The organism is Rhodoferax sp., from assembly GCF_039922535.1.
Classification (GTDB): Bacteria; Pseudomonadota; Gammaproteobacteria; order Burkholderiales; family Burkholderiaceae_C; genus Rhodoferax_B.
The window spans coordinates 1-4,655 of sequence record NZ_JBDTEM010000414.1 but is presented as its reverse complement, the minus strand read 5'-3'; the positions used below and the strand labels follow the sequence as shown (position 1 = coordinate 4,655).

Here is a 4,655-nt window from a genome sequence, read left to right as displayed (position 1 = left end):
GCAGGCCATGATCACATCGCCAGGGCGGACCTGCGGCAGGATATGGATGTCTACCGGCGGGTCGGCCTCGGTGCCCAGGCAGCCTAGTAATATGTTGGAGTCGGGGTGGCTGTTGGCTTCTTCGGGGGTGATTTCGCCGCGCTCTACCAAGGTCTGCACGTACGAATGGTCCAGTGTGCGCTTCACCAGTTGGGTGTGGTGGTAGTGGTAGATACGTGAGTCACCCGTGTGCGCCCAGAAACATTGGCCCGATGGTTGGATCACAAACAGCGCCGCCGTGCTGTGGGGCTCTTCTTCGGCCGAAATGGCGGTGAGCTTGATGACCAGGTGGGCTTCTTCGATGATGTGCTTGAGCATGCTGGGTGCATCGTCGGTGTAGGGGTCGAAGCGTTCAAAAAGCTGTTTGGCTGTCATCATCACTTGGTCGGAGGCCTTGCGCCCGCCGCTGCGGCCGCCCATGCCGTCGGCTACCACGCCCAGAATACAGCCGCTGACACGCGCATGGCTGATCAGCGCAAGCTGGTCTTGCTGGTAGTCACGATCGCCCTTGTGCAGGCACGTCGAAGCCGTAATCTTGAAACCTGGGGTCATGGTGCAATGCTTCGCTGGTGGTTGGCGCAAAAGACGCGGCTCATAATGCTCAACCCCAGTTTATCCCCTGCGGCTTGCCTCTCCACCTAGAACACTGCCTTGACTGCCAATCTCCATTCCCCTGAACGCCAACTGATCGAACTGCGTATGGAGCACGCCGATCTGGATGCCACGATCGACTACCTGGTCGAACATAAGCCGCTGGACGAATTGATGCTGCAGCGCCTGAAAAAACGCCGCCTGGCCCTGCGCGACAAAATCTCGCGCCTGGAACTGTCCTTAGATCCCAAAGAGCCCGCTTGATGGATTTGCAAAGCCAGGTGCGCGAGGCGTTTGCTCCGCAGGGCGCACTGGCCCGCACCGCCGAACACTTCCAACCCCGCCAAGGGCAGTTGGATATGGCTTTGGCGATTGGCCGCACGATAGAGCAGGGTGGCGTGCTGGTGGTTGAGGCCGGGACGGGGGTTGGGAAGACGTTTGCCTATCTCGTCCCAGCACTCCTTAGCGGCGAGCGAGTACTGCTGTCTACCGCCACCAAAACTTTGCAGGACCAGCTATTTGGCCGCGACCTGCCAGGTTTGTTGAAAGCCTTGGGTTTACCGCTGCGCATGGCTCTACTAAAAGGCCGGGGTAGTTATCTGTGTCTGCATAGGCTGGGACAGGCTCGGTCGGACCAGCACACTCTGGAGCGGTCGGTATTGCAATCCTTGGCCGACATCGAGCAATGGGCGCAGGCCACCCGCAGTGGGGATTTAGCAGAGTTGTCAGATTTGGATGAGCGTTCGCCCTTGGTTCCGCTGGTTACCTCCACCCGCGAGAACTGCCTGGGTGCGCAATGTCCGCAATTTCGCTCTTGCCATGTCAATCTAGCGCGGCGGGAGGCTTTAGCGGCCGACGTGGTGGTGCTGAACCACCATGTTTTTTTTGCCGACTTGGCGGTACGCGAATCGGGCATGGCCGAACTGCTGCCCACAGCGCGCATTGCCATTTTTGACGAGGCGCACCAGCTAAACGAAACTGGCGTGCAGTTTCTGGGTGTCCATCTCAGCACCGGGCAATGGCTGGACTTTGCCCGTGACGTGCTGGCGGTCGGCTTGCAGCAAGCGCGGGGTTTGGTGGACTGGCAACGTGTCGTGTTGACCTTGGAGCGGGCTGTGCGCGAGCTGCGTCTGGTGGTCGGCAAGCTGCCGGCGGGGACCAAACTGCGCTGGTCTGGTGTGGCACCCGATGGCGTGCCTGAGGCCTTGTGGGGCGACGCCATGGCCGATGTGGTGGCGGCCTTGCAGCAGGCGATTGTGGCGTTGGATACCGTGACCGAGCTGGCCCCCGACTTTGTGCGTTTGCATGCTCGCGCCGTGGGTTTGGCCGAACGCGTGCAGCAGTTCGCCCAAGCTTGCGAACCGGCATCGGTGCGTTGGTTGGATGTGGGTTTGCAGTTGCGGCTCACCGAATCACCGTTGGACATCGCCCATGCAGTACAAACCCGTTTGCTGGCACCCACTGAGGGCGCTATGGCCAAGTCGTGGGTGTTTACCTCGGCAACATTGGGTGACGATGCGCGCCTGCTCTGGTTTACCGAGCGCTGCGGCTTGCAGGATGCCACCTGTTTGCGGGTCGAGAGTCCGTTTGACTACGCCACGCAAGCCGCCCTGTATGTGCCGCGCCATTTGCCCAAACCTAGCGACCCATCGCACAGCGCGCAGGTTGCGGCCTTGGCTGCTGCGGCTGTTCGGCAACTGGGTGGTCGCACGATGGTGTTGACCACGTCGCTGCGCGCCTTGCGGACCATTGGTGATAATTTACAGGCTGCGTTCGCAGGCAGTGCCGATATTGAAGTGTTGGTACAAGGTCAATGGCCCAAGCGCCGCTTGATGGACCGTTTGCGCCTGGGTGGATCGAACGGCTTGCCGGGTTGCGTGCTGGTGGCATCGGCCTCATTTTGGGAGGGTGTGGATGTACCGGGCGAAATGCTGCAACTGGTCATCATCGACAAGCTGCCTTTTCCGGCACCCAATGACCCGGTGGTCGAGGCACGCACCCAGCGCATCGAAGTAGAGGGCGGTAGCCCGTTTATGGATTATTTTGTACCCGAGGCCGCTGTGGCCTTGAAGCAGGGCGCGGGCCGCCTGATACGGCATGAGTCCGACCGGGGCGTGCTGGTAGTCTGCGACACCCGGCTGGTAGGTATGGGCTACGGCAAACGTATCCGGGCAGCGTTGCCGCCCATGCGGCTACTCAAAACCGAGGCCGAGTTTCAGGCGGCTCTGGAACAGCTTCGGCCGGCTACCACACCTTCCACCACGGCGAATCCTTGGTCTTGAAACCACTGGCGGTGTACTGGCTGTTGGGGTAGTTGCTGGCCAACACCCGCTGGGTATCGTCACGTAGCTGCGCCATTCCCAGGGCATCGTAGGACTTCACCATGATGTACAAAGCCTCCTCCACTGCGGGCACATTGCTGTAGTCAGCCAATGTGGCCTGGGCGCGGTTGATGGCTGCCACATAGGCACCGCGGCTGTAGTAGTAGCGGGCTACGTGCACCTCGTACTGGCCCAACGAGTTCACGATGTAAATCATGCGCTGGCGTGCATCGGGGGTGTAGCGCGAGTCGGGGAAGCGTGTGCTCAGCTCTTTGAAGGACTCAAACGACTCCTTGGCGGCTTTTTGGTCACGTTCGGACAAATCTTGTCGGCTCAGGAACGAAAACAAACCCAGGTCTTCGTTGAAGTTGATGACACCTTTGAGGTACAGCGCGTAATCCAGTGCAGAACTGGCCGGATGGAGCTTGAGGAAGCGATCCAGTGTCGCCACCGCCTGGGCTTTGTCGCCGGTTTTGTAATAAGCATAGGCTTTTTCCAGCTGGGCTTGCTGGGCCAGCGGCGTACCGGCGGCACGGCCTTCGAGCTTTTCAAACAGGCTCACTGCCTTATCGTAGGCCCCGGAATTCATCTCGTCCTTGGCCTCTGAATAAATCTTATTCGGGCTCCAGCCAACGGTTTTGTCTGCTTCCACCGTAGCACAGGCGGATAAGATGGCCACAAGACCGACCGTCAAGAGGCTGGGGAACACCGATAATCTAGAACGAAACATCTCTGGCTACTTTCTTGAAACTAAGCGATTTGATTATATCGACCGACCCTGCAGGCGAAGAGCTTGCCGAAAACGCTACGGACATCGCGGAATCCGGCCTCGAATCAGAGTTGCGCGCCCTCACTATGACCGAGGTGCAGCACGGTGGACGGTTGGACCGTGCGCTGGTCGACTTGGTGCCGGAATTCTCGCGCAGCTATCTGCAGCAACTGATCGAGTCGGGTGCCGTCACTTTGCAAGGACGGCCGGTGACCAAACCATCGGCCAAGGTGCGGGCAGGCGAGACGGGAACCATCGAATTGCGCCCCACCTTGCAAAGCCAGGCTTTTAAGCCCGAAGCCATGGCGCTGGACGTGGTTTTTGAAGATGAGCACCTGCGGGTCATCCAAAAGCCTGCCGGGCTGGTCGTGCATCCTGCGCCGGGTAACTGGAGCGGCACGCTGCTGAACGGGCTGTTGGCGCGCGATGTGCAGGCCCAGATGCTGCCACGGGCCGGTATCGTCCACCGATTGGACAAAGACACCAGTGGACTGATGGTGGTGGCCCGTACCCGCGCCGCCATGGACGCGCTGGTGGCCTTGATTGCGGCGCGCGAGGTTAGCCGCCAATACCTGGCCTTGGCACACAAGCCCTGGGTGGGTGCAGCAAGCCGCACTGTCGAGCTACCGATTGGCCGAGACCCGCGAAACCGTTTGCGCATGGCTGTGGTGGATCTGGCAGTGCAGGGCGGAAAAACTGCTCGTACTGATATCGCTTTGCTGAACAACTTCGACCAGGGTTGCTTTGTGCGCTGTACGCTGCACACCGGTCGCACACACCAGATTCGCGTACATATGGCTTCTGCCGGGCATCCCCTCGTGGGCGACGGCGTATATGGTGGAACATCGACTGCGGGCTTGGTGCGGCAAGCCTTGCATGCGACGCAACTGGCATTCAGGCACCCCATCACCGGTGATGCATTAAAGTTCCATGCA

General features: G+C 60.0%; 5 protein-coding genes. 3 read left to right on the top strand and 2 right to left on the bottom strand.

The genetic code is table 11. The annotated features are described in order from the left end of the window. On the bottom strand, nucleotides 1–591 hold a 591-nt coding region (locus ABI213_RS19760; RefSeq protein ID WP_348028368.1), incomplete at its 3' end, for a protein phosphatase 2C domain-containing protein. Between the two features lie 99 nt (nucleotides 592–690). Between ABI213_RS19760 and ABI213_RS19755 the strand changes: the two genes are divergently transcribed. Then, the gene (locus ABI213_RS19755) at nucleotides 691–894 is read left to right on the top strand and encodes a DUF465 domain-containing protein (RefSeq protein WP_348008045.1); all 204 of its coding nucleotides are present in this window, start codon (nucleotides 691–693) and stop codon (nucleotides 892–894) included. Next, nucleotides 894–2,912 carry an ATP-dependent DNA helicase gene (locus tag ABI213_RS19750; protein ID WP_348028366.1) on the top strand — a complete coding sequence of 673 codons (2,019 nt, stop codon included), beginning with the start codon at nucleotides 894–896 and terminating at the stop codon, nucleotides 2,910–2,912. Before ABI213_RS19755 ends, ABI213_RS19750 begins: the two co-directional genes overlap by 1 nt. On the opposite strand, the gene ABI213_RS19745 is transcribed toward ABI213_RS19750, so the two are convergent. Next, the gene (locus ABI213_RS19745) at nucleotides 2,875–3,681 is read right to left on the bottom strand and encodes an outer membrane protein assembly factor BamD (RefSeq protein WP_348028364.1); all 807 of its coding nucleotides are present in this window, start codon (nucleotides 3,679–3,681) and stop codon (nucleotides 2,875–2,877) included. The genes ABI213_RS19750 and ABI213_RS19745 overlap by 38 nt on opposite strands. A 125-nt stretch (nucleotides 3,682–3,806) precedes the next feature. Here ABI213_RS19745 and ABI213_RS19740 point away from each other — a divergent pair. Then, on the top strand, nucleotides 3,807–4,655 hold an 849-nt coding region (locus ABI213_RS19740), incomplete at its 3' end, for an RluA family pseudouridine synthase (protein WP_348028370.1).